This is a genomic window from Mucilaginibacter sp. R-33 (assembly GCF_049949235.1).
Classification (GTDB): Bacteria; Bacteroidota; Bacteroidia; order Sphingobacteriales; family Sphingobacteriaceae; genus Mucilaginibacter.
This window is the reverse complement of sequence record NZ_CP188089.1, coordinates 4,849,763-4,872,758: the sequence shown is the minus strand read 5'-3', so window position 1 is coordinate 4,872,758 and position 22,996 is coordinate 4,849,763. Positions and strand designations below refer to the sequence as shown.

17 protein-coding genes and 1 tRNA gene are annotated in these 22,996 nt (G+C 50.4%); 17 read left to right on the top strand and 1 reads right to left on the bottom strand.

Annotation, left to right across the window (positions count from 1 at the left end):
- Window positions 1-6: 6 nt before the first annotated feature.
- From ACP26M_RS19955 to ACP26M_RS19890, 14 genes are all read left to right on the top strand, one after another.
- Window positions 7-5,607: a helicase-related protein gene (locus tag ACP26M_RS19955; RefSeq protein ID WP_426582631.1), complete on the top strand. Its 5,601-nt coding sequence runs from the start codon at window positions 7-9 to the stop codon at window positions 5,605-5,607.
- Window positions 5,604-6,158 carry a hypothetical protein gene (locus tag ACP26M_RS19950; protein ID WP_426582629.1) on the top strand — a complete coding sequence of 185 codons (555 nt, stop codon included), beginning with the start codon at window positions 5,604-5,606 and terminating at the stop codon, window positions 6,156-6,158. Before ACP26M_RS19955 ends, ACP26M_RS19950 begins: the two co-directional genes overlap by 4 nt.
- Complete coding sequence (locus tag ACP26M_RS19945) at window positions 6,151-6,480, top strand: DUF4133 domain-containing protein (protein ID WP_426582627.1); 330 nt, start codon at window positions 6,151-6,153, stop codon at window positions 6,478-6,480. Before ACP26M_RS19950 ends, ACP26M_RS19945 begins: the two co-directional genes overlap by 8 nt.
- A gap of 1 nt (window position 6,481) precedes the next feature.
- Window positions 6,482-7,285 carry a hypothetical protein gene (locus ACP26M_RS19940; protein WP_426582625.1) on the top strand — a complete coding sequence of 268 codons (804 nt, stop codon included), beginning with the start codon at window positions 6,482-6,484 and terminating at the stop codon, window positions 7,283-7,285.
- A 32-nt stretch (window positions 7,286-7,317) separates the two neighbouring features.
- Window positions 7,318-9,762 carry a TraG family conjugative transposon ATPase gene (locus ACP26M_RS19935; RefSeq protein WP_426582624.1) on the top strand — a complete coding sequence of 815 codons (2,445 nt, stop codon included), beginning with the start codon at window positions 7,318-7,320 and terminating at the stop codon, window positions 9,760-9,762.
- Between the two features lie 11 nt (window positions 9,763-9,773).
- Window positions 9,774-10,451 (top strand): conjugal transfer protein TraI, encoded by a 678-nt coding sequence (locus ACP26M_RS19930; RefSeq protein ID WP_426582622.1) that lies wholly within the window; start codon window positions 9,774-9,776, stop codon window positions 10,449-10,451.
- A gap of 11 nt (window positions 10,452-10,462) precedes the next feature.
- On the top strand, window positions 10,463-11,128 hold the full coding sequence (locus ACP26M_RS19925; protein ID WP_426582620.1) for a hypothetical protein: 666 nt from the start codon (window positions 10,463-10,465) through the stop codon (window positions 11,126-11,128).
- Between the two features lie 29 nt (window positions 11,129-11,157).
- Window positions 11,158-11,802 (top strand): TerB family tellurite resistance protein, encoded by a 645-nt coding sequence (locus ACP26M_RS19920; protein ID WP_426582618.1) that lies wholly within the window; start codon window positions 11,158-11,160, stop codon window positions 11,800-11,802.
- A gap of 9 nt (window positions 11,803-11,811) precedes the next feature.
- Window positions 11,812-12,555 carry a phosphoadenosine phosphosulfate reductase family protein gene (locus ACP26M_RS19915; RefSeq protein ID WP_426582616.1) on the top strand — a complete coding sequence of 248 codons (744 nt, stop codon included), beginning with the start codon at window positions 11,812-11,814 and terminating at the stop codon, window positions 12,553-12,555.
- 11 nt (window positions 12,556-12,566) lie between these two features.
- Window positions 12,567-13,697 carry a conjugative transposon protein TraJ gene (gene traJ, locus ACP26M_RS19910; RefSeq protein ID WP_426582614.1) on the top strand — a complete coding sequence of 377 codons (1,131 nt, stop codon included), beginning with the start codon at window positions 12,567-12,569 and terminating at the stop codon, window positions 13,695-13,697.
- 6 nt (window positions 13,698-13,703) lie between these two features.
- Complete coding sequence (gene traK / locus ACP26M_RS19905) at window positions 13,704-14,321, top strand: conjugative transposon protein TraK (protein WP_426582612.1); 618 nt, start codon at window positions 13,704-13,706, stop codon at window positions 14,319-14,321.
- A 47-nt stretch (window positions 14,322-14,368) separates the two neighbouring features.
- Complete coding sequence (traM, locus tag ACP26M_RS19900; RefSeq protein ID WP_426582610.1) at window positions 14,369-15,490, top strand: conjugative transposon protein TraM; 1,122 nt, start codon at window positions 14,369-14,371, stop codon at window positions 15,488-15,490.
- Between the two features lie 10 nt (window positions 15,491-15,500).
- Complete coding sequence (locus ACP26M_RS19895) at window positions 15,501-17,330, top strand: hypothetical protein (protein WP_426582608.1); 1,830 nt, start codon at window positions 15,501-15,503, stop codon at window positions 17,328-17,330.
- A gap of 541 nt (window positions 17,331-17,871) precedes the next feature.
- A complete protein-coding gene (locus tag ACP26M_RS19890; RefSeq protein WP_426589744.1) occupies window positions 17,872-19,494 on the top strand; it encodes a recombinase family protein in 1,623 nt (540 codons plus the stop codon).
- On the opposite strand, the gene ACP26M_RS19885 is transcribed toward ACP26M_RS19890, so the two are convergent.
- A tRNA-Met gene (locus tag ACP26M_RS19885) sits at window positions 19,451-19,527 on the bottom strand. The two genes, ACP26M_RS19890 and ACP26M_RS19885, sit on opposite strands and share 44 nt — an antisense overlap.
- A gap of 163 nt (window positions 19,528-19,690) precedes the next feature.
- Here ACP26M_RS19885 and ACP26M_RS19880 point away from each other — a divergent pair.
- From ACP26M_RS19880 to ACP26M_RS19870, 3 genes are all read left to right on the top strand, one after another.
- A complete protein-coding gene (locus ACP26M_RS19880) occupies window positions 19,691-20,071 on the top strand; it encodes an START-like domain-containing protein (RefSeq protein ID WP_090534561.1) in 381 nt (126 codons plus the stop codon).
- A gap of 107 nt (window positions 20,072-20,178) precedes the next feature.
- Window positions 20,179-21,633 (top strand): LptF/LptG family permease, encoded by a 1,455-nt coding sequence (locus ACP26M_RS19875; RefSeq protein ID WP_426582605.1) that lies wholly within the window; start codon window positions 20,179-20,181, stop codon window positions 21,631-21,633.
- 134 nt (window positions 21,634-21,767) lie between these two features.
- On the top strand, window positions 21,768-22,973 hold the full coding sequence (locus tag ACP26M_RS19870) for a bifunctional 3,4-dihydroxy-2-butanone-4-phosphate synthase/GTP cyclohydrolase II (RefSeq protein WP_426582603.1): 1,206 nt from the start codon (window positions 21,768-21,770) through the stop codon (window positions 22,971-22,973).
- Window positions 22,974-22,996 lie beyond the last annotated feature (23 nt).

The following is a 22,996-nucleotide window of genomic DNA, read 5'->3' as shown; positions in this document are numbered from 1 at the left end:
GAAACAATGGCCTATAATTCATTAGTACAACTGCGGACCAATATCGCGGCGATCCGGATCGCGCTCGCCTTCCGGCCAGGGAACCAGCTGGAGGAAGCGCAGCTGGAAACCCTGCGCGCCTATACCGGGTTCGGCGGCCTCAAAGCTGTACTGTTTCCCGAAGGCCCCGCCGGCGAATGGAAAAAACTGAATGCCTCCCAAAATGACCTGAAGCTTTACCCATCGGTCATGGAACTGCACGGGCTTTTGCGGGAAAAACTCGGTGAAGCTGATTATAAAACCGCGATTGATTCGCTCCGGGACAGTGTGCTTACCGCTTATTATACACCCGCGGTAGTGCCGAAGGTGCTGTATCAGGTGCTGAAGGAACATGCCATTTTGCTATCACGCCTGTACGAGCCCAGCAGCGGTGCCGGCATTTTTATCTCGGAGGCCGTCAAAACATTTCCCGGTCTGCAGCAGATAACTGCTGTTGAAAAAGACCTGCTCACCGGTAAAGTACTCACCGCCTTAGCAAGCGCCTTACCAGTTCCTGCAACCGTACAGATCAAAGGACTGGAACAAACCGCGGCATCCGAAAACGGCCGCTACGATTTTATCCTCAGCAATATCCCCTTTGGTAATTTCCAGGTCTATGACCCGGCTTACCCGGACAAAAAGCTCTCCGGCAAGATCCACAATTATTTTTTTGCCAAGGGGCTGGATAAGCTGGCCGATGGCGGCATCATGGCCTTTATTACCACCGATGCCTTCCTGAACGCACCATCGAACAAAGCCGCCAGGGAACACCTGTTTAACCGTGCCGATTTTATCAGCCTGTCGTTGATGCCCGACAACCTGATGAAGGACACTGGTAATACCGAAGCCCCCAGCCACCTGCTGATTGTACAAAAGCGGGATGGTAAAACAGCCCTTACTCAAGAGGAACAGCAATTGCTGGACACGGACTGGCGCGAGAACGAGTTCGGCCGGTACCAGGTGAACCGCTATATCCTCAGCCAGGGAGAAAGTATCGTAGCGGCTGATACCATTCGGCCGGGTAAAACCCAGTACGGGCAGGCCACCGTTGAATATTGGCAAAAAGGTGATATCAATGCCATCGCCGGCCCGCTCCGCGAACAGATCTCCAACGGCATAAATCGACGTGCAGACCTCAACGCCTATATGCGCGCCCGGCACTCGGTTAACCCTGAAGTAGCGTTGCAACAGGAGGAACTGCCAAAGCTCACCTATACACCCGTGCCGGAAAATAAAGCGGTGGCCGTATCGGTACAGCTTGGTCTCTTCGACAGCCAGCCGGCTGAACAGGTCAACCGGGCGCTGGATTACCTGACCGACACTGACCGGGCGGCAGTCATTCCGGGAACTGTCCGCTCTATCGGCACCATCAGAACAAGGGATAATACAGACCATGAAAGTGTGGTGCTGGTCACCGCTAAATTGCAGGCCGGAAAGCAATATGCCTATAAACTTTTTTCCAATGCTGAGGAACTCCGTTTCCCGCTGGCCTGGCTTTATGGCAGCGCCTTCAGCCGGGAGGTTGAAGGTCTGACTGCTAAACTCGCGCAATACGGGCACCACTTTTATTTCGAGGGCGACCAGAGCTTAAAAAGCTATTTTAACTTTGACCGGCAGGAAGAAAAGACCTGGTTCAGCGATCTGCGGCCTTTTCATGAAGTAGGCAGCCTGGTAACGGTTGGGTTGCAAACCGGTACCATCAAAGATATTGACCACGAGCGAAGCCGCGCCGTATTCGAACCACTTGCGGATCAGAAGGATGCGTTGTTCTACCGCGCTTACCTGCGCATCCGGGACGGTTACTATACACTCTACACTTACGAGGCGGAAGCGCTCCAGGCGTTTCCTCTGCTCCGGGAACAATTGAACGAAGCTTATGCCATTTTTAAAAAACAATACGGCGAACTTAACCGTCCGGCCAACCGGCGGCTTATCCTGGCGGATGAAAAAGACGGCTTTAAGGTACTGGCTTCTATCGAGCGGCGCGAGGGCAATGACTTTCTGCCCGCAGATATTTTAAACGGGCCGGTATTTCAGCAGGCGGAAGCATTTAAGACCGATGATCCCGTATCTGCGCTGGCGCGCTGTCTCAACGATCATGGCCGGGTGGATATCGGCTTTATCGCAGCGGCGACCGGCCTTGATCCCGAAGAAACCATTATCAACCTGCACAGCCACGTATTTCTCAATCCGCAAAGTCGGAACTGGGAAACACGCGACGAATACCTGAGCGGCAACGTGGTGGAAAAACTGGCTGCTGCGCGGGCGGCAGAAGCCGAAAACCCCGGTGACCCCGAAATCAGACGCAGCCTGGAAGCTATGGACAAGGCCCAGCCCGAGCAGATCCCGTTCGAATTGCTGGACTTTAACCTCGGAGAACGCTGGTTTCCGAATGATTATTATGAGCGCTTCGCGAGTGATTTTTTCGAAGTGCCGGTGACCATCAGCTACCTGGCCTCCAGTGATAATTTCAAGGTAGCGGCCCAGGGCAGCAACCTGAAGATCAGCCGGGAGTTCGCCATCCGTCCGAAAGAAAGTAACCGCACGACCTATGGCTATACGCTGCTGGAACATGCGCTGGAAAATACCACGCCCTATTTCAGCTACGAGGTCAAGGTGGGTGATTCCACCAAACGCTACCCGGATAACGAAGCCATCCAGCTGGCACATGAAAAGATCGAGCAGATCCGTAACGGCTTTACCAGCTGGCTACACGAACTGCCCGGTGATCACAAGCAGGCAATTACGGAGCTGTATAACCGGACCTTTAACTGTTATGTGCTCCGGGAATATGATGGCAGCCACCTGCGTTTTCCCGGCCTCGATAAAAAAGCGCTGGGTATCAGCGAGCTCTACAGTTCGCAGAAAAACGCGGCTTGGCGCATCGTTCAAAACCGCGGCGGGCTGATCGATCACGAGGTCGGCCTGGGCAAAACACTGACCATGATCGTCGCGGGGCATGAAATGAAACGCCTCGGTATCGTACAGAAGCCGATGATCCTGGCGCTGAAAGCCAATGTCAACCAGATCGCCGACACCTACCGGAAAGCTTATCCAAATGCGCGCATACTTTTCCCAGGCGAGCATGATTTTACACCGGATAAGCGCCTGCGCATTTTTCATGAGATCAAGAACAATAACTGGGACTGCATCATCCTGACGCATGACCAATTTGGCAAGATCCCGCAGTCACCGGAGATCCAGCAACAAATATTCAGTAAAGAACTGGACGCGGTTACCGAAGACCTTATCACGCTTGAACTGGAGGGCGGCCAGGTTTCGCGCCGGATGCTGAAAGGACTGGAAGTACGTAAAAAGAACCTGCAGGTCAAGCTCAAAACGCTGGAGCAGGAGATCACTGAAAAGAAGGACAGCGGAATCACTTTTAACGAAACAGGCGTTGACCACCTGTTCATTGATGAGTCGCATAAATTCAAGAATCTGACTTTTACGACCCGGCATGACCGGGTAGCGGGGTTGGGCAATATCGAGGGCAGTCAAAAGGCCCTGAACATGCTCTTTGCCGTCCGCACCCTGCAGGAACGGTTTAACAGTGATCTCAGCGTGACTTTTTTAAGCGGTACGCCGATCTCGAATTCGCTGACAGAAATGTACCTGATCTTCAAATACCTCCGGCCAAAGGAAATGGAGCGACAGCGCATCAGCAATTTTGACGGCTGGGCAGCAGTGTTCGCCAGGAAAACCACCGACTTCGAGTTTTCCGTAACCAACCAGATCATCAGCAAGGAACGCTTCCGTCATTTTATCAAGGTGCCCGAGCTGGCATTGTTCTATAACGAGATCACGGATTACAAGACTGCAGCACATATCAGCCTGGATAAACCGGCGCTGGATGAACAGCTGGTCAATATTACACCTACGCAGCAGCAAAGCGATTTTATCATGCGCCTGATGAAATTCGCCGAAACCGGGGATGCTACCCTGATCGGACGTCCGCCACTCACCGAGGATGAAGATAAGGGCCGCATGCTGATCGCAACCAATTACGCCAAAAAGATGGCGGCCGACATGCGGCTTATCAACCCAGCTTACGGTGACCATCCGGATAACAAGGTCAATACCTGCGCGCGCAAAGTCGCCGAATTATACCATGCCTCCACTGCGCACCGGGGAACACAGATCGTCTTTTGCGATATCGGCACGCCGAAACCCGGTGTCTTCAACCTGTATGATGCACTGAAGGATAAGCTGGTCAGCGATCTGAACGTGCGTGCTGGTGAGGTCACTTTTATTCATCACTGGACAGACAGGCAAAAGCCGGAACTGTTCAGAAAAATGAACCGTGGCGATATCCGCGTGCTCATTGGCAGTACGGAAAAGGCAGGCACCGGATTGAATGTGCAGCAGCGGGTGATTGCCATGCACCACCTGGATATTCCCTGGAAACCCAGTGAGCTGGAACAGCGCAACGGGCGCGGCGCGAGACAGGGCAACCAGATCGCCAAACTACATTACGGCAATGAGGTCAAAAACTACATCTATGCGGTAGAGCAGTCGCTGGATAATTACAAGTTCAACCTGCTGAAGAATAAGCAAACCTTCATATCGCAAATGAAAAACTGCGAGCTGAACGTGCGTAGTATCGATGAAGGTTCGGTGGATGAAAAGAGCGGCATGAACTTTTCGGAGTACATCGCCATCCTTTCCGGCGATACATCGCTGCTCGAAAAATCCAAGCTGGAGAAAAAGATCGCAGCCCTGGAAAGCCTGAAATCAGCGCATTACCGGGATATCAACCGCTCCAAGTACACTTTGGAAGATAAGCTGAAGGAGCAAGCAAAGCTGAGCGCGGAAGTCCTCAGCGTGTCTGCTGATGTAAAAGCTTACCGGCAAAACCTCAAAACCGACAAGGACGGCACGAAGATCAACAGTATCCAGCTGGATAACTTGAAAAGCGCCGATCCCGTAGCCATAGGAAAATTCCTCATCTCCAAGTACCGGAACTGGCTGCCGGAAGCCGGAACGACCGGAAAGGCCAAACTCGGCAATCTGTACGGTTTCGACCTGATGATCGAGCGGCACTTGGGCAACTTTGACAGCGATAAGCCGGTCAGCTATTATAACCGGCTGTATGCTTTGCGCCCGGAAACGGGTAACCAGTATGTGTACAGTTCCGGCGCCCCGAATACCGATAACCCCAAACTGGCCGCCCGCTATTATCTGAACGCCATTGACAAGGCAGAAGGTCAGGCGGAAAAAACAAGTGTACAATTAAAAGAACTGGAGATACAGATCCCCCAACTGGAAAGCCTGCTCGGCAAGAAATTCGAAAGAGAAAGCGAACTGCAAAACATGAAAGCCGATCTGGTTCGGCTTGAGCGGGAGATCGCGCAGAATATCAAAGCGAAGCAGGAACTGCAACAGCAAAAAGAACAAACAGCCATCAGTCAAGCCACTAATGAGCAGAATAATAATGGGGCAGATACCGAAGCCAAAGTCGTCATGATCCGGCCAGCTGAAGACAACACTGAAATGGAGCAATGGGTGTCGAAAACCGTAGCGAATGGTAACGCAATGAAAGAACGCGCTGAGCAGGTACTGAAAAGAGCGAAAGGAGTACGGATATGAAAACCTTGCACTTCGACCATATCCGCTGCCCGCTGCACCGCTATACTTTTTCAGTAAAGGCGATCCGCAACTGGGTGGAGCAAACCTGTGAGGGCCGGGTGCTTAACCTTTTTGCAGGACCAACAAAACTCACGGTCGATGAAACCCGCAACGACCGTGATCCGGCCATGCCGGCTGGTCATCATCAGGATGCGCTGGAATTCCTGCGCAATTGGAGCGGTAAAAAATTTAACACCATCCTGCTTGACCCGCCCTATGCTTACCGCAAGTCCATGGAATTCTATAAAGGAATCATTTGCAGCCCCTTCCGGCAGCTTAAAGACGCTATACCTGACTGCCTTGAACCTGGCGGACTGGTCGTCACCTTTGGCTACCATTCAGTGGTGATGGGCCGTAACCGCAACTTCTGGCTGGAGCGCCTGGCGCTGTTCAGTCATGGCGGCGCAATCCATGATACCATCGCGAGTGCAGAACGGTATCAGCAAGCCCCACCCAATCCTCCCCGGAAGGGAGGGCTTTCGGCAGACTTTAAAAATAATAATTATGAATAATAGCATCTATCAAATCAATAAAGGCATCAACAAAAGCATCGAGTTCCGCGGCCTGCGGGCGCAGTACATCTGGTATTTCGCCGGGCTGGTCATGGGCCTGCTGGTGGTTTTCGCCGCGCTCTATATCACCGGTGCAGGAACGCTTGTTTGCTTATCCGTGACAGGCAGCGCCGCCGCTTACGGCAGTATCAAAATATTCGGCCTCAGCCGCAAGTACGGCGAGCATGGCCTGATGAAAGCCGCCGCCCGCAAGCGTATCCCCAAAGTACTAAAATCCTATAGCCGCAGATGCTTTCAACATTTATCAGAAAAGGAGAAGTAAAATGAGCAAGTTAAAAACGCCCGTCATTTTTGAGATTGAAGGCACCGGCTTCGAGGTGGATATCGATAAACAAGTATTGCGCCAGACCAATGACCAGTCGAATGAAATTTCATTTATCAGCGACATGCAGGATCATGGCGCCTTTTACAAACTCCTGTATGACCTGGACGAACAGCGCGCGGTACATGACCTGTTTGACGAGAACCGTGTAAAGGTCATCACCGTACCGCAAATGACCGGTCTTGATCCGGAAGGCATGTCGGCCAAATATGGCCTGCCGCCTGAGCTGGTAATGGGTAAATCCGACTTCGAACTCATCGTTGACCAAACAGCGGTCGAGCAGCGGTTAAACGGTGTCCTGCCGCGGATCGACCTCGCCGGGGAAGCTTTTATCATCGACCTGCACCTGCACGAATTAAGGCACGCCGCCAACTTTCATCCGGTGATCAGCCTGAAAAGCTTTGACCTGACCAGCGACGGCTGGCATTACGAAGCGTTTTACCACCCGGTGCTGAGACAGGTCGTGGAACTTGACCCCAAGCTATTGGAATTCCCCGAGGGCGTCATTAAGCTGAAGATCCCCAATGAAATCGGCCTTGACCCCGTGGCCACCGCCCGGCAGTACGGCATGGATGAACGCGAGCTGCTGCGCCGGCATCCCATACAAAAGGACCTGAAAGCGGAAATTATGCCGCTAAGCGAAACTAATATCCCGGCGCTGATCCGGCGCAACAAAGAGGCCTTGCAGGAAGCGCACCGGGAAAACGCCCGGCGGATCAAGCCCCGGAACCGGCCGAAATTTTAAAACACCCATAACGAGCGAGAAAGATCTGTGAGATGGAAAAAGAATTAAAACACATACTGCCCCTCATGGGCGTGGAGCATGACTGCATCCTGTCCAAGCAAGGCGAGTACACCGTGGCCTACCGAGTGCAGCTCCCCGAGATATTTACCCTTTCGGACGACGACTACGAAAACATGCACCAGGCCTGGATTAAGGCGATCAGGGTATTGCCCAAAGACAGCGTGCTGCATAAGCAGGATTGGTTTACACGGGCTGAAATAGCCACCGGTGAAGGCAGCAAACAAAGCTTCCTGTCGGGCGCGGCTGCAAAGTATTTTGCGGGGCGGCCATACCTTAAACACGACTGTTTGTTATATCTGACCAAAAAACCACAGGGCCGGTCTAAAAGCAATTCGCTGTTCTCCACGTTACTGCGCCCGGTATTGGTACCGAAGGAAACCCTGCAGGCACAGGCGCGTCAGGAGTTCCTGGATATCTGCACCCAGTTCAAACGCATGCTGGAAGATACCCGGCTGATCACCTTAACCCGCCTGACCGCCGCCGACCTGCAAAGCCGATTGAAAAGAACCGGGCTGATTGAGCGTTATTGCTTTCTGCCGGAAGAGGAGAGCCAGCTATTAATCCGAGACATCAGCCTTTCGGATGGTATCCGTATCGGCAGCCAGCAACTGGCCGTCTACACATTAGGCGACGCCGAACAACTGCCGGCGCATTGCGGCTCGCGGCTGACCTATGATGCCTATTCCACAGACCAGACCCGTTTCCCGGTGAGCTTCGCTGCAGGTTTGGGCTTACTATTGGATTGCAGCCATATCTATAACCAGTATATCCTGGTCGGCGACGCGCAGGCCACCCTGCGCCAACTGGAGAAAAAACGCCTGCGTCTGCAATCCCTGTCGGCCTATTCGCGTGAGAACGCCATTTCGCTGGAGGCGACCAACGATTTCTTAAACGAAGCCATAGCCAAACAGCGCCTGCCCGTCAAAGCCCACTACAACGTGATGATCTGGTCGGCGGATGAAACCCGTTTAAAGGAGAACGGCAACAAGGTCGTTTCGGCCCTGGCCGCCATGGATGCGGCGGCCAAACCGGAAACCGACGGTGCCGCGCAGATCTGGTGGGCCGGCATCCCCGGTAATGGCGGTGACTTTCCGCTGAACGATACTTTTGACACCTTCGCAGAACAGGCGGCCTGCTTTCTGAACCTGGAAAGCAATTACCGCAGCGATCCGCCTGCCAATAGCATCCGCTTCTGCGACCGGCTGTCGGGACGCCCGGTTTTTGCCGACCTGTATGACGCGCCCCGGCATAACGGCATCACCAGCAACATGGGCACCCTCGTCTGCGGGACTTCCGGCGGTGGCAAGTCCATGACCGTTAACCATATCCTGCGCTCGCTTTATGACCAGGGCGCGCATTGCGTAACCGTGGATATCGGCGGCAGCTACAAAGGCCTTTGCGCTCTGGTCGGCGGCTATTATTTTACCTATGAGGAAAACAACCCGATCAAATTCAACCCGTTCTACCTGGGTAAAGGCGATGTGCTGGATACCGAAAAGAAGGAAAGCCTGAAAGCGCTGCTGGTTTCCCTATGGAAAGGCGAAAATGAGACCTTTAACCGCGCCGAATACGTGGCGCTCTCCAATGCCCTGCAGGGCTACTATGAGCAATTGACGCAAAACACCCGCTTATTCCCCGGCTTCAACTCATTCTACGATTACCTTGAAACCGACTACCGGAAAGTGCTGCGAAGCCACCGGGTCAAGGAACGGGATTTTGATATGGATAATTTCTTGTATGTGCTGCGCCCTTATTATAAAGGCGGCGAGTTTGACTACCTGCTGAACGCCACGGAAAACCTTCAACTCCTGAGCCAGCCCTTTATCGTATTCGAACTGGACCAGATCAAGGACCACCCGATCCTTTTCCCGGTAGTTACGCTGATCATTATGGAACTGTTTATTTCCAAAATGCGCAAGCTGCCGGGATTAAGAAAGGTGCTGACCATCGACGAAGCCTGGAAAGCCATCGCCAAATCAGGCATGGCCGAGTTCCTGCGCTACGCCTTTAAGACCATCCGTAAGTTCAACGGCATCCCGGTCGTCATCACCCAGGAACTGGAAGATTTGATCAATTCACCGGTCATCAAAGACGCCATCATTAATAATGCCGATATCAAGATACTCATGGATATGCGGAAATTCCAGGGCAAGTTCGCCAAGCTGCAGGACGCGCTCGGTCTGTCCGATAAAGGCAAGACCATCCTGCTCTCGGTCAACAAGGATAACCGCGAGATCTTTATCGATCTCGGCGGGCAGGTCATGAAGGTCTTTAAAAACGAACTCTGCCCGGAAGAATATTACGCCTTTACCACCGAGGGCCGCGAGCGGGTCCAGGTGCTGGACTACGCTGAAAAATACGGCAGCGTGCAAAAAGGCATCGAGGCGCTGGTAAAAGAAAAGGCACTCACCCATTAATTCCAATCCAAATGAAAAGAAAAACAACTATCCTGCTGTTCATCTGCTGCCTGCTTTCTCTCAGCAGCACAGGCGTTAAAGCCCAGATCCCGGTCGTCAGCGCGTTCACCGGCCTGGTCAAGCGCGTGATCGTCGCTATCGACCTCAAAGTACAGCGCCTGCAAAACCAGACCATCGGCCTGCAAAATGCCGCGCGCAAACTGGAAAATACGCTGCACCTGAACAGCCTGAATGATATTTGCGGCTGGCTGGATAAGGAAAAGCAACTCTACGCGAACTACTATGAAGAGCTCAACAGGGTCAGGGGATTGATCGCCGGCTTTAACGAGGTCAAAACCATTATCACCCGGCAGCAGCGGCTGGTCTCGGAATACCAGCAGGCCAGCGGCCTGTTCAGCCGGGACCCGCATTTTTCCCCTGCGGAACTTCATTATATGGGCACGGTCTATAATGGCATCTTACAGGAAAGCCTGCGCAACCTCGATGAACTGTTACTGGCCGTTTCGTCCTTCAGCACCCAAATGGATGATGCTGAACGCCTGCAAAAGATTGCCCAGGCGTCCCGCGCCATGCAAACCAACCTCGACCACCTGCGCCAGTTCAACCGGCAAAACGCGGGGTTGAGCTACCTCCGTGCACGCGATGCCAGGGAACGGGCGGCCGTTAAACAATTGTATGGAATCAACTAAATAATAAAACGATGAAAACCGTATGTAAATTCTTATTGATCTTTTTCGCCGGAAGCCTGGTATTCCAGTCCGCGAAAGCCCAGTCGCTGTCCTTTTCTTTCGGGGATTTGTTCAGCCAGCAATCCAAGCTGCGCAGGGTAATGGCCGAACAGATCGTCCAGTACGAGATCTACTACAGCGCGCTGAAAACCGGTTACCGGATCACGGAAAACGGGCTGGACCTGGCGCATGTGCTCAAAGATGGTACATTCAGCCTGCACGGTGCTTATTTCAGCTCACTCGAACAGGTTAACCCGCTGATCAAAAACAGCGCGAAAGGTAAGGCCATCGCCGATCTCGACCGGCAGATCCGCGGGATGCTGGCTGCTGAATTCAGCTGGCAGCAGCAGCAAAAACTGCTGAGGGCCGCCGAAATGGCCTATTTCAAAAAAGTACGGGATAACCTGCTGGCCAAATGCCAGCTGGATATGGACGAACTGCTCCAAGTACTGACACCAGGCAAACTACAGCTAACCGATGCCCAGCGGCTGACACGGCTCGACCAGCTTTATGAAAGCATGAAAGATAAATATGCTTTTGCCGGTTCATTTGCCGCAAAGTGCCGGAAGCTGGCGCTGGGCCGGAAACAGAACCAGGAAGACAAGCAACAGTTGAAAAAGCTCTACGGAATTCAATAGTCATTAAAAAATGTGAAGGAGATATAGTGATGAAGAAAATGATCGCCATTGGATCAATGATCCTTGTATTAACGGTAAGCGCGCCGGGCAACAGCCGCGCTCAGTCGGTAGCCGATTGTGTCCAGCAACTGGTGCTGGATTACCAAAAGTTGGCCAGCCTCAAAGATATCCTGGGCCAGATGTACAGCGGCTACTCGGTGCTGAGCAAAGGCTACAGCGCGGTAAAAAGTGTTGCGCGGGGTAATTTCAGTTTGCACGAGGTTTTCCTGGACGGGCTGTACCTCGTCAGCCCGGCGGTGCGCAAATATCCCCGCGTGACGGATATCATCAGTGACCAGGCGCAGCTCGTCCGGGAATATAAGGCTGCCGCCGCAGGTTTTAACCAGAATGCCGGTTTCAGCCCGGATGAACTGGCCTATATCATGAAGATTTATAATAACCTAGCCGGCCAAAGCTTAAAAAACCTCGATGCCCTGGCTATGGTGGTGACCGACAGCCAGCTGCGGATGAGCGATGCGGAACGTCTGACCGCGATATACCGCCTCTTTCTGGAAAGCCGGAACCAGCTGAGTTACCTGCGGAAGTTCACTGACCAGGCCAAGCGTATTGCGCTACAGCGCACGCGCGAAACAAACGAACGCCAGGCACTAAAAAAGATCAACGGGCTTCTATAAACGCAAATCATGAAAAGAGTATTTAATCTGTCCGGCGGAAAGACTTCTGCCTACATGACTATTGCCGAAAAACCGGACCCCAATGACATTGTGCTGTTTACCGATACGGGCCGTGAACATCCGCTGACTTACAAGTTTCTCGATGATATTGAAAAGCACGAAGGTTTTAAGATCCACCGCGCGACCTATATCCATCACCGCAGCCCGGGTAAAACAGGTTTTGATGCGCTGACCAGCTGGAAGCGCTTTCTGCCCAACCGCGCGAGAAGAATATGCACGGTGGAACTGAAGATCAGGGTCGCCCGCAGGTATCTCCGTCCTTTGATCGGGACAAAATTTGAGCAGTTTATCGGCTTCCGGTACGATGAGCCGAACCGCGTGAAAAATTACCGGCAGACCTATAAGCATACGATTACCCGGTTCCCTTTATACGAACAGGGGGTTACAAAGGAAATGGTGAACGATTACTGGCAGAACAAGCCTTATACCCTGGAGATCCCGCCGATCCTGGGTAACTGCGACCTCTGCTTTTTAAAGGGGAAGAACAGTATCATCAAAATTATGGCGCAATACCCAGAGCTCGCTGATAAGTGGATCGAGGACGAGCGCAGGGCTAACGCAGGCCGCGACCGGAGGATCGGCAACTTCTTCCCGGATATTACCTACGCGGAACTATTGGAGATGGCCCTGGCGCAGCAAAAAGATTTTGACCTGGAGGCGGCATTACCGGCCTACTCCTGCACTTGCGCTTAAAATTAACAGCTATGAAATCAAAGAAAATAAAAATCATTATCACTGTCATGTTTACAACATGCATGCCGCTATTTTCCCATGCCCAGGGTATTGCCGATGACCTCCACAGCCTGCAGGGCATGCTGGCCAAGCTCTATGACCAGATGCTGCCCCTGTGCAGCGGGGTGATCGGCGTCGCCAGGGGTATTGCGGGTTTTGCCACGCTGTGGTATATCGGCGCAAGGGTCTGGAAGCATCTCGCAGCCGCTGAACCCGTCGATGTTTATCCGCTGCTGCGCCCCTTCGCCATCGGCTTCTGCATTCTTGTTTTCCCGGCGGTGCTGGCCTTAATCAACGGCGTCCTACAGCCGGCTGTCACTGCTACACAGGGCATGGTCACCAATACCAACCAAGCGATTGCACGCCTGCTGGAAAATGATAAGCCCGATGCCGGCGACGTGGCACCTGACGATCAGAATGCAGATCCTGACAAATGGTACCAGTACAGTCACCCGGACGGCGCCGCCACGGATACAGGCAGCAGTAATCCGATATCGGACGCGTTTTCCGGTTGGAGCATTAAAAACTGGGCGCGGAAATTTATTGCCGAATTGCTAAACGTACTTTTCCAGGCGGCGGCACTTTGTCTGGATACTGTACGGACTTTCAAGCTGATTGTGCTGGCCATCCTCGGCCCGCTCTGCTTTGGGTTGAGCATCTTCGACGGCTTCCAGCACAGTCTTAAGCAATGGCTGGCGCGCTATGTCAACGTATTCATGTGGCTGCCCGTCGCCAATATTTTCGGGGCGATCATCGCTAAGGTGCAGGAAAATATGATCATCGGCATCCAGAGCGGGAACCTGGGCGGCAATGAGCTGGGCAATGCAAATACGGCTTATCTGATCTTCCTGCTTATCGGCATCGTCGGTTATTTCACCGTCCCCAGCGTCGCCAATTATATTATGAATGTCGGCGGCCATGCCCTGTTCAGCAAAACCAGCGCACTCGCGTCGATGGCGCTGTCCTATTTCAGCGGCTCGGTCATGCAAAGTTTCAGCAGGGGCAGTAATACCCAGCATAATCAGCAAACTACGAATCCTCAATCTGGCGATATCTGGCACTTTAACAAAAGCAAGCTATCGGGCAGCCCACCAAAAAAGTAACCCTGTATGTTCAAGAAGATGAAAAACCTCGAAACCGCTTTCCAGCACGTCCGCACCTTCACCATCGTGATCGTCATCGCCGCCTTTGCCGCCATCGGCTTTATGGCCTGGCAGATCAAAAGCATAACGGTCGCCCTGCAAAGTAAGGTCTATATCCTGGCGGGCAATACCGCCTGGTCAGCGGTAGCTGCCGATAAAAGCACCTCTTTACCTATGCAGGCGCGGGGACATGTCCGCGCCTTTCATGAAGCGTTCTTTACCCTTGATCCTGACGATAAGGTAATCCGGCAGAACCTGTCCAAAGCGCTGTACCTCGCCGATGGCTCCGCCAAAAAAGTCTATGACAGCCTTTCCGCCAGCGGTTATTATTCGGGCATCGTCGCCGGCAATATCAGCCAGCGGATCAATGTCGACAGCGTGCAGGTCGATACCCGCAGCGCCCCCTATCATTTCCGCTGCTACGCCACACTGCATCTGATCCGCTCGACCAGCAACGTTAGCCAAAGCCTGGTCACCGAAGGTGATCTGCGGGAAGTAACCCGCAGCGACAATAACCTGCTCGGATTTTTGGTCGAGCGCTGGAACACCGTTGAGAACAAAGTACTGACGGTCAGCAGTCATTAACAGAATGCTATAAGTACCATAAACAATAGACAAAAACAACAATCATTATGAAAACTAACACACTCAGTTTACAGGAGCGGCGTAAGCGCAAGTTCTTGCTGGTAATGCCTCTAATCATTTTCTGCTTTGCGACCATGCTTTTTTGGGCGCTTGGCGGAGGTCAGTCTGAACAGGCAAAAGCTGAAGCTAAAAAAGGCTTAAGCATGAAATTGCCAGCCGGGATCATCGCCACCGATCAGCAAGGCGACAAAATGAGTTTTTATGACCGGGCGCGGGCGGATTCCCTGAAAAAGGAACAGCTGCGCAAAGGCGACCCCTATGCTAAAAACAGCGCCGACACGGTGAACGCGCTTCCCGGGGCGTATATCAGTGATGTTTTTCCACCTCATCAGCCTCCTTTTGGCGCTGGCCCGGGAGAGCCCGTCAGCCCTGCTGCCAGTACCGTGCAAATCAACCAGCGGCTGGCGCAGCTACAGGTAGAAATCAATAAACCGGCAATAAAGCCTACAAAAGAAAATACGCTGCCGGCTGAACACCGGGCATTGCCTGATTCGCTTTTACAGCCAAAAACCGCAGAAGATCCGGAACTCAAACAAATGAACAATATACTGGAAAAAATACTGGATATCCAGCATCCGGATCGGGTAAAAGCGGCAGCAGCTCCCGGACAGGAAAAAGCCCCGGTTAAAAAGTTTCGCGCGATACCGGCGGTTATTGACGGCACACAGAAGATCGTGCAGGGAACGGTGGTTTGCTTAAAGCTGACGGATACGGTGACCCTCGGGGGGCAGCTTTACGCCAAAGGGCAGCGCATCTACGGCAGCGGTAATTTAGCTAACCAGCGCTATACGCTGAACATCAAAAGCATCCATGTGGGCTATAATTTTTATCCGGTCGATCTGACGGTGTTCGACCAGACGGACGGGCTGGAAGGTATCAGCGTGCCGGAAGCCATTACTGGCGATGTGCTCCGCGATGGTGCAGCCAGCGGCGTGCAGAATATGGATGTGATGAGTTTCGACCCGTCGATGACCGCGCAACTCACCACAGCCGGCATCAATACGGCTAAGGGACTGTTCGGCAAAAAGATCAAACAGGTCAAAGGAAAACTGAAGGACGGACACACGCTCTTACTGCGCGACAACCAGGAAGTCAAGAGCAGTCATTAATATTCAGCCTATGACAAGGGACGAACAGCAAGTATTAAGCGCCGAACTGGACCAGGCAATTAGTGAGGGCAATCCCTGGGTGGTTTTCAACGACCAGCCGGATGAAGATCTAAAACCGCAGGGTCTGCATTTCTTTTCATCGGCGGGCGCAGCCGAAAAATTCTGCGATGCCGCCAACGGGGAATTCGACTTCGTGGAACAAATGTTCAATTCGGATAACTACGGGTATATGCAGGCCGCAACCCTAAAAAGCAGCCTGGGGTTTGACGCTGAGGAAAACGTAAAGATTGATGTTACGACCGTAGCGCGCCAGATGGCGGCGCAAAACCTGTACCTGCTGCCGGGTACATCCTTTGATGTTTTTGAGAACGCGCTTTCCAGGGGGCACCTGCTGCCGGTGTCCTGGCAGCGGACAATCGACCCGCTGAAAGAGATCGCGGAATATCATGTCATCGCTCATCAGCACGATGGCGGGATGGTGTACGAGACCGGTCACAGCCCCCGGCTGCTGGAATCCTTCGGCAACCTGCGGAATGCCCGCACCTTTATGGACAGCGCGATACTGTATAATGAACTGGCCGACAAGGGGACGGATTACCTGATCGCCGGGCGTTTCCACAATCAAAAGCTGGAGCTGGATCTGGAGGGTTATGCCCTGCCGCACTCCGGCTTGACCCTGGTAACCGCTCACCATAACCATGAGAATGGCTATGACTACCATGAATTGCAATCACTGTTCGAGCCCGCGATTGTGAGCCAGTATTTCTTTGCCGGTGTACGGGACGGCGGGCTATGCTTATTCAATGATAAGCTGGAACCGACAAGGTTGGGTGCATCGCAGCAGCCATTCTACCCGGCACATTTTATAAACGATTATTTAACCATTAAAAATTCAAGCATTATGAACGAGCAAAGTTTTGATTATGTAAAGAACCAGTTGTTTTACCTGGGTTTTGGTGACGAGATTGCAAAACCCTTGCGCGAGCAAATGGAAAAAAAACTCACTGAGTTTACTGTTCCGCACAGCCGCAAGTTCGGTCAGGATGAAACACATTCCATCTTGCATTTTTCCAAAGGGGATCAGAAGGATAAGGACATGACTTTCTTTAACCGGGCCGATGTGACTTTAAAACAGCCCGGCAAAGAAGATCTTACCCAAACTTTTTTCTTTGGAAAGGAATATAACTACACGCTCCAGGAGCGCTACAATATGATGGACGGGCGCGCGGCTTACCGCGAGCAGCCCAAAGTGGCACCCGTTGAAGAGAACGGCGAAGTGAGAATGAAACCCACCGGCGAAACCTATTTCGCGTGGCGGGGACTGGACTTTAAGAACGCTGACCAGTATGGCAACTTTAACCCGAAAGTTACTTTTTGGGATCACGAAAAGGAATTACAGAAATACCCGATCAAAGGGGTGGAAGAAAAATACGACCGTAGCCGTATGATCCGTCCACTTGAAAAAGGCAATAAGGTGGATGTGATTCTTTTACGCGATGGGCAAGAAACACCTGCGAAAATGGTTGCTAATCCACGCATGATGCGTTTGGATTTTTACGATGCTAACGGCCAAAGCCTGATCGTTCGTAAAGTGGAGAAACAGGCCGTTGACCACACGCAAAAGATGGAAATGACACCGCAGGAAGTGCAAAGGGCAGCAATTGCGAAAGCAGCTGAGCAAAAGAACCAGGGGCAGGCACCGAACCAACAACAGGGCCAAGCTGCTGCCGAACAGAAAGAGGGTCAGAGCCAACAGCAGTCACAAAAGGAAGGCGCAAAGGAAACAGTAGCCACTGAACAAAAGCAGGAACAGCGTCGCAGGCAAGGTGTCCGTGTTTAATTTGTAGACAGGTGGAAATATGCCAGCCCATAGCAGGCTTCTTTGAAGCCATACAGCGTGATGCACGGATATGTATTACCCATATTGGAATTTACGCTGCGCTGGTGCAATACTGGCAATCGCAGGGTTTTCAGAACCCGGTGCAGGCCTATGCGCATGAAATCATGCCACTTGCTAAGATTTCCGCCAGCACGACTTACCATAGGTGTATCCGGGATTTGCATGATTTCGGGTACATCTTTTATGAACCCTCCTATAAACGGAACCAACGGAGTAAAATAAAATTATTGTATTAAGGACAGTGGGCGAGCCAATTGATTTGAATCCGAAAAGGCGGCACGACCTGACGATTGATGAGGTCAGGTCCTGTCCCTGGTTCGCAAATTTTACCGATGAACAGGCACTTGAAGTGATCCGTACATTTAAAGAATTTACCTTAATTATCTATCGTCAATACCGCAAAGAAAAGCGGAAATAGCTTTGATTTGACCTGAAAAGTGCGTATTTTGTAACTATAGCAAATCGCATAAATTACATTGTTATGGTCGAAAATCCGATATTCCACACCTTTGCGAAAGGTGCGACACTGGCCCAAACCAAGAGAGGCACCAACTGCGTGATCTATACACGCGTCAGCACTAAAGAACAGGCCGATAAAAATCTAAGTTTAGATACCCAGCGCAAAGCCTGCAACATTTACACCGAAAGACATGGTTACACGGTGCTGGCAGATTTCGGCGGTACTTATGAAAGCGCGCAAACGGATGAACGCCGGGAGTTCGCGGCGATGCTGGCCTTTGTCAAAAAGTCCAAGCAACGCGTTTCATATATCATCGTTTACAGCCTGGAGCGTTTTTCGCGTAACGATAACTCCATTTGGCTGAGCGGACAGTTGCGTAAATTAGGCATCGAGATCGTTTCGGTTACACAGCCCATAGATACTTCCAGCTCATCCGGCCAGATGCAGCAAAAAATGCTGTTCCTGTTTGGGGAATTCGATAATCAGCTCCGTAAAGAAAAATGCGCTGCGGGTATTAAGGAGATGCTGCTCCGCGGGGATTGGCCGACCGCACCGCCTTTAGGCTATGATAATATCCGGGTTGAGGGTAAACGCAAAATCGTGGTTAATCAGAAAGGGAAACTGCTGCGTCAGGCCTTTACCTGGAAGGTAGATGAGGAACTGAATAACGAAGCGATCCGTCAGCGATTAGCACAAAAGGGTTTAAAGCTTAACCACCAGCGCATCTCTGAAATATTCCGTAACCCTTTTTATTGCGGGTTGATGGCACACAATATGCTGGAAGGCCGTGTGGTGGAAGGTAATCAGGAAAAATTAGTGAGCAAGGATTTGTTTTTACAGGTGAATGGCTTACTGGATAAAAACGCCCATGGCTATAAATTGGTCGAAGAAAATCCGGCGATTCCCTTGAAGAGGTTTATATACTGTGAGGATTGCGGCAGGCTAATGCGGGGCTACCTAGCCAAAAAGAAAGGCATCCATTATTATAAATGCAATACCGTCGGCTGCTGCAATAATAAAAACGCCAGCAAGCTAAATGAGACGTTTTTTAATATCCTAAATTATTTTGGGCTACAGGAAGATGCGCCTGTAGAAGTGCGGGATCTGATCAAAGCGCAGATGACGACCACGTTTAATGAAATGAACGATGGCCAGCAGGATGACCTCGGATTATTGGAAAGTCAATTATTTGATCTCAATAAAAAGATCGAAAGGTTGGAAGAACGTTACATAGAAGAAGAAATAAGCGCGGAACTTTATAACAAATATGGGTCGAAATACCAGGAAGAAAAGAAGGAAATAGAGGTTGTTTTATGGAAATCTTCAAAGGGGGTGTCGAACCTTACTCAAAGCATCAATTTAGCCCTCGGTTTTGTATCAAAAATGGCGTTTAAATGGCGTAGAGGGGATTATTTCACCAAACAGAAAATTCAGTTTTTGCTATTCCCAAGCGGCATAAGCTATAGTAAAAAAACTAATGGGTGTCGAACTTCTCGAATAAATTTTGTGTTTTTGTATGTCGCTTATTTACAGCAAGTTATTAGCAATAAAAAAAGCGGCATACCAGAATTAAACCTGGATTTTGCCGCTTTCGCCTGTTTGGTAGCGGGGAGCAGGATCGAACTGCCGACCTTAGGGTTATGAATCCTACGCTCTAACCATCTGAGCTACCCCGCCGTTTTTATTTTTATGGCTCTTTTTGTGGTTAATAAAAAGAGTGGCTTTGCTATAAAACAAATGGCCGTCCCTAAAAAGGTTTGCAAATATAGTAGAAATTCGTTTTCTTTAGAAAAAATGTTTCACATTTACTTTTGTTCCTGTTTTTTTAAGTGTAAACCGAATGTCCGAAAAGAAAAAATTTACCATTGAGTACGAGATTAAGTCATCTCCGCGTATCCTGTTCAGCTTCTTAAGCGAGCCTAATGGCTTGTCTCAATGGTTTGCCGATGAGGTTAATATTCGTGACCATGTTTATACTTTTACATGGGATGACGAATCGCAAAAAGCCAAACTTTGTTCAGTTAAGGAAAACAGATCCGTACGTTTTAAATGGCTCGATGATGACGCCCAGTATTATTTTGAAATGGAAATAATGCAGGATGAGCTTACCAATGATGTAGCCCTGGCCATTACTGATTTTGCCACCGAAGATGCCATTACAGAACGAAAGCAGATCTGGGATAACTCTATCGATTACCTCATAAGTGTATTGGGCGCCTGATAAAACTTTATTTTAGCTAATTTTGTACGCTGAACTGGTTTTGCACGTTAAAGGGTTTTAACTGTGCGGCTAACTGGTTTTGCCCCTGTTAATTGCAAATAGCACTAATGAAGAAGATTCACCTTTTACTCCTTAAATCATTTATAAGGCCTTTTTTGGTTACGCTTTTCATCGTGATGTTTGTGTTGCTGATGTTGTTTTTGTTTAAATACATTGACGACCTTATTGGCAAGGGCTTTGCTTGGTATACCATCCTGGAGCTCATGTTGTATAATTCGGCCACCAATGTTCAAATGGCCCTCCCGTTGTCCATCCTGCTCTCTACCATCATGACCTATGGCTCCCTTGGTGAAAATTACGAGCTGGTTGCCATCAAAGCTGCCGGTATTTCATTAAGACGTGCTATGTACCCGATGATAGTCATAGTTACCATTCTTAGTATCGCGGCGTTCTTTTTTTCGGATTATATGCTGCCGGTGGCCAACCTTAAATATTATTCGCTGTTGTATGATGCCCGGAAACAAAAATCGGCCGATTTGCTGCCCGAGGGGGTGTTCAGTACCAGTTTTCCCGGCTATACCATCCGGGTAAAACGTAAGGATCCCGATGGCCAGCGTTTATATGATATCATGATCTATCAAAAAAGCCCAAATGGTGATAATAACAATTCGGTGATCCTGGCCCGCGAAGGTACCATGTTCCGTACCATGGGCGATAAATACCTGGTATTGCGTTTAAAAGACGGGGTGCGATATGAAGAAACTGCTTCCGAAAATGCCACATATAATACCCGGCAGCGCCTTTTACGCCAGCGTTTTAAGGAAACCGAAACCAAGTTTGATCTGTCGGCATTTAAGCTTACCCGTACCAATGAAAGCGAGTTTAAGCAGGCATCACAAATGATGAACATTAAACAGCTGAGGCATTATCTCGATTCGTCGCAGCGTTCGGTGGATAGCAATGTGATGGTGAATTATAAACTGGTTACACCATACATTAAATACTATTCAATACCTGCGCAATCAAAGGTTATTAAAAAATATAAAGAGTTTGATCCTAAAAAAGATGTTTTTCAGGGCCTTACCTTATCCGAACAGCAAATGAGCCTCAACAGTGCCGCTTCCGAAATAAGGTCGATCAAGGATGTGATCAAAAACCGGAGCGACAGGTATAAAGGCGATTCGGAAGGTATCCGCAGGTATTTTGTAGAGTATCAAAAGAAATATAACCTTTCGGTAGCTTGTTTGGTATTGTTTTTAATCGGTGCGCCGCTGGGCTCCATTATCCGCAAAGGTGGTTTGGGCTTGCCGGTTGTAGTTTCGGTGGTATTTTTCCTGATTTACTATATCATTACCACTATTGGCGAAAAATCGGTTAAGGGCGGCGATATTAACAAGTACCTGGGCATGTGGATTTCTATTATCACGCTGCTGCCTATCGGTTTGTTCCTCTCTTATAAAGCGGCTACAGACTCCGCCCTGTTTGATATGGAGATTTATAAACGCTTTGTAAACCGTGTGGCGGCAAAGTTTAAGCCTAAGGCAACCCGCCACGGTCATTAACGGTATATTTAATAAACGTCATATTATAAAAGCATTATCATTTTACACAAGGCCGACCCAAGTCATGGTAATATGCGTTAAATTTGATTTAGATTAAACAAGCGTTTAGGCGCTACCCAACAAGTAAGTATAGAATGTTAAACACCATACAGGAAGCGATTGAAGAAATCAAAGCAGGTAAAACAATTATCGTAGTTGATGACGAAGATCGTGAAAACGAGGGCGACTTTTTAACGGCCGCCCGCAATGCCACCCCCGAAACAATTAATTTTATGGTACGCCATGGCCGCGGCCTGGTTTGCGCCCCAATTACGGCGCAAAGGGCGCGCGAACTTGACTTGATGCCTATGGTAAGCCATAACACCACATCGCACGAAACTAACTTTACGGTTTCTGTCGATTTGCTTGGCCATGGCTGTACTACAGGGATCTCCGCGAGCGACAGGTCAAAAACCACACTTGCGCTGATCGACCCGGCTACTAAACCCGAAGACCTTGGTCGCCCGGGGCATATTTTCCCGCTGATAGCCAAGGATGGCGGTGTACTGCGCCGTACAGGGCATACCGAGGCTGCTATTGACCTGGCCGTTTTAGCCGGTATGGAACCCGCCGGGGTTATCTGCGAAATTATGAAGGAAGACGGCGAAATGGCCCGCCTGCCCGATCTGCTGGAGATAGCCAAAGAATTTAATCTTAAAATAGTATCTATCAAAGATCTCATTGCTTATCGCCTGGAGCATGAGTCGATGGTAAGACGTGAAGTGGCTGTTAAAATGCCTACCGAATGGGGCGATTTTGATATGATAGCTTATACCCAGGTTGATACCGGCGAAAATCACCTCGCTCTGGTAAAAGGAACCTGGGAGCCTGGTGAGCCTATTTTGGTCCGCGTGCATAGTTCATGCGTTACCGGCGACATATTTGGTTCATGCCGTTGCGATTGCGGTCCGCAGTTGCATAAAGCGATGGAAATGATCAGCAGGGAAGGTAAGGGTGCTATTGTTTATATGAATCAGGAAGGCCGGGGTATTGGCCTCATCAATAAATTGAGGGCTTATCACTTGCAGGAAAACGGTTATGATACTGTTGATGCTAACCTGAAGCTGGGCTTTAAAATGGATCAGCGCGATTATGGTATCGGTGCGCAGATCCTGCGCAGTTTGGGTATTACCAAAATGCGTTTAATGAGCAATAACCCCAAAAAACGTGCAGGCCTTATAGGCTACGGTTTGGAAGTTGTTGAGAATGTGCCTATCGAAATAGCGTCAAACCCTCATAACGAAGCTTACCTGCGCACCAAACGCGACAAGATGGACCACGCCATTATGCGGGATCATTGATCGTTATAAGCTAAAAGCGAAAG

What these genes read in the sequence shown, in the direction of transcription:
- ACP26M_RS19955 (WP_426582631.1), top strand. Translation starts at nt 7, where the DNA reads ATGGCCTATAATTCATTAGTACAACTGCGGACCAATATCGCGGCGATC.
- ACP26M_RS19950 (WP_426582629.1), top strand. Translation starts at nt 5,604, where the DNA reads ATGAAAACCTTGCACTTCGACCATATCCGCTGCCCGCTGCACCGCTAT.
- ACP26M_RS19945 (WP_426582627.1), top strand. Translation starts at nt 6,151, where the DNA reads ATGAATAATAGCATCTATCAAATCAATAAAGGCATCAACAAAAGCATC.
- ACP26M_RS19940 (WP_426582625.1), top strand. Translation starts at nt 6,482, where the DNA reads ATGAGCAAGTTAAAAACGCCCGTCATTTTTGAGATTGAAGGCACCGGC.
- ACP26M_RS19935 (WP_426582624.1), top strand. Translation starts at nt 7,318, where the DNA reads ATGGAAAAAGAATTAAAACACATACTGCCCCTCATGGGCGTGGAGCAT.
- ACP26M_RS19930 (WP_426582622.1), top strand. Translation starts at nt 9,774, where the DNA reads ATGAAAAGAAAAACAACTATCCTGCTGTTCATCTGCTGCCTGCTTTCT.
- ACP26M_RS19925 (WP_426582620.1), top strand. Translation starts at nt 10,463, where the DNA reads ATGAAAACCGTATGTAAATTCTTATTGATCTTTTTCGCCGGAAGCCTG.
- ACP26M_RS19920 (WP_426582618.1), top strand. Translation starts at nt 11,158, where the DNA reads ATGAAGAAAATGATCGCCATTGGATCAATGATCCTTGTATTAACGGTA.
- ACP26M_RS19915 (WP_426582616.1), top strand. Translation starts at nt 11,812, where the DNA reads ATGAAAAGAGTATTTAATCTGTCCGGCGGAAAGACTTCTGCCTACATG.
- traJ (WP_426582614.1), top strand. Translation starts at nt 12,567, where the DNA reads ATGAAATCAAAGAAAATAAAAATCATTATCACTGTCATGTTTACAACA.
- traK (WP_426582612.1), top strand. Translation starts at nt 13,704, where the DNA reads ATGTTCAAGAAGATGAAAAACCTCGAAACCGCTTTCCAGCACGTCCGC.
- traM (WP_426582610.1), top strand. Translation starts at nt 14,369, where the DNA reads ATGAAAACTAACACACTCAGTTTACAGGAGCGGCGTAAGCGCAAGTTC.
- ACP26M_RS19895 (WP_426582608.1), top strand. Translation starts at nt 15,501, where the DNA reads ATGACAAGGGACGAACAGCAAGTATTAAGCGCCGAACTGGACCAGGCA.
- ACP26M_RS19890 (WP_426589744.1), top strand. Translation starts at nt 17,872, where the DNA reads ATGGTCGAAAATCCGATATTCCACACCTTTGCGAAAGGTGCGACACTG.
- ACP26M_RS19880 (WP_090534561.1), top strand. Translation starts at nt 19,691, where the DNA reads ATGTCCGAAAAGAAAAAATTTACCATTGAGTACGAGATTAAGTCATCT.
- ACP26M_RS19875 (WP_426582605.1), top strand. Translation starts at nt 20,179, where the DNA reads ATGAAGAAGATTCACCTTTTACTCCTTAAATCATTTATAAGGCCTTTT.
- ACP26M_RS19870 (WP_426582603.1), top strand. Translation starts at nt 21,768, where the DNA reads ATGTTAAACACCATACAGGAAGCGATTGAAGAAATCAAAGCAGGTAAA.